Annotated in this window: 2 protein-coding genes; both read right to left on the bottom strand. The window is 39.5% G+C overall.

Translation table 11 applies throughout. The annotated features are described in order from the left end of the window. Nucleotides 1–104 precede the first annotated feature (104 nt). The gene (locus tag FJR37_RS12895) at nucleotides 105–1421 is read right to left on the bottom strand and encodes an ATP-binding protein (protein WP_168466196.1); all 1317 of its coding nucleotides are present in this window, start codon (nucleotides 1419–1421) and stop codon (nucleotides 105–107) included. Nucleotide 1422: 1 nt separating this feature from the next. Continuing rightward, nucleotides 1423–1741 (bottom strand): WD40 repeat domain-containing protein (locus tag FJR37_RS12890; protein ID WP_371416122.1); only part of this gene is annotated, 319 nt, incomplete at its 5' end.

Below are 1741 nucleotides of genomic sequence, written 5' to 3'. Positions count from 1 at the left end.
CCTCTTAGGTAAATTGTCAGAAATGGCTATAGCTTGCGTGACGACGGAGGAGTGATACGCCATGCTTCGCTATCAGGATGTGCAGGATTAAAGGATGTACAGGATCAAAACAAAGATTTTATGAGCCATTGGCGAAAATTATCATGATAGAATTTGTAGGTGGTTGAGTCAGAAATAGTTTCTATCTGCAAGAACTCTAACCAATTTTCTAATAATTCTTCAATATCATATTCATCAGTATTTAGGAAATTGGCCATATCTGTAACTGATATGGGCTGTGTTGTCTGGGATAAAACTCTCAACACTGCTAGGGGAAAATCTTGATATTGAGAACCCAGCATTTTTTCTAAATGTTGTTGGTAATAGGTTTCTAATGGTGGTGGAAATGATGTTCCTATTTGGGAAGGTTGGGGATAAAAATTATTAGTAATAGCAGCTAAGATTTGGCTAACATACATAAAATTATTTTCGCTGCGGTTGGTTAAATTAGTCATAAATTCTGCTTCATTTATTTGGTGGGTATTTAACCAGGATTTGATTGACCTCTCCCCCAACCCCTCTCCTACAAGGAGAGGGGAGTTAGACAAGTCTTGTTCCCCCATTCCCTTGTAGGGAAGGGGGGTTAGGGGGGTTAGGTTCTTCTGAGAGTTAGATGTAAGAATTGACCTCTCCCCCAACCCCTCTCCTGCAAGGAGAGGGGAGTTAGACAAGTCTTGTTCCCCCATTCCCTCGTAGGGAAGGGGGGTTAGGTTTCTCCTAATATAATTTTGAATATCTTGTTTATTTTCCTGTGGATAATCTTCTAAATGCAAACTTTGTACCGGTGCTTCTATTAATAAACCAGAATTATCTGATAAAAACGGACGACAGGTAAGGAGAAAATACACCCCTTGGGGAATGTAGCGGGGAAGATAAAAAATATTTGTTCCTGGTGGTTGTAATTGGGAATTAATGCAATTTAAACTATCAATAGCAATAATTAATTTTTGATTTGGTTGCAAATTGTCGCTGATTTGTTGGAGAAGCAAGGATAAAAACCAACTTCCCTCTGTTGCGTTGTCGGGTAAATTTGGCAGAGATATTTGATCAAATGTGGCGATAATTTGAGAACATATATATTTCAGAAATTCTTCAGCGTGATTTTTCCCCTCTAGTTCAGCGTTGTAATAAATTACCTGGCGATTTTCTGGAGGATTATTTTGATTAATATATTGAGCAATAATTGCACTTTTACCGCTACCGGGTAGACCGATAATTGTGAAATAACCCCGGTTGTAGCGATTGAGAAAATTATTAATAGCAGTAAACACGAAATCACGACCCAGAAAATTCGCGCTTTTTTGGTGAATTATGGCTGCAAATTCTTGGTGATTAACTATGGAATTATTCATAGTTGGTGGTCTGGGTGATAAATTCATCATTTCATGCTCCCTGATTTTCCAACTTTAAAAAATGCACCATTCCCCCAGCGTCACCCGCAATAATTTTTAACCCATCTGGCGCAACCGCACAGGAATGAAAGTTACCGTCACCAATAAAAGTAGCTATTTCCTCCCCTGTCTCTAAATTCCACACCTTCACAGTTTTGTCATCAGAACCAGAAATCACCCGTGTTCCGTCTGCTGTCACTGCTACTGCGTTTACCGAACGACTATGACCTGTGAGGGTGAACTGTTCCTCCCCTGTCTCTAAATTCCACACCTTCACAGTATAGTCCATAGAACCAGAAATCACCTGTGTT

It is taken from the genome of Aphanizomenon sp. UHCC 0183, assembly GCF_009712065.1.
GTDB lineage: Bacteria > Cyanobacteriota > Cyanobacteriia > Cyanobacteriales > Nostocaceae > Dolichospermum > Dolichospermum heterosporum.
The sequence above is the reverse complement of the archived record's forward strand: the minus strand, read 5'-3'. Positions and strand labels throughout refer to the sequence as shown.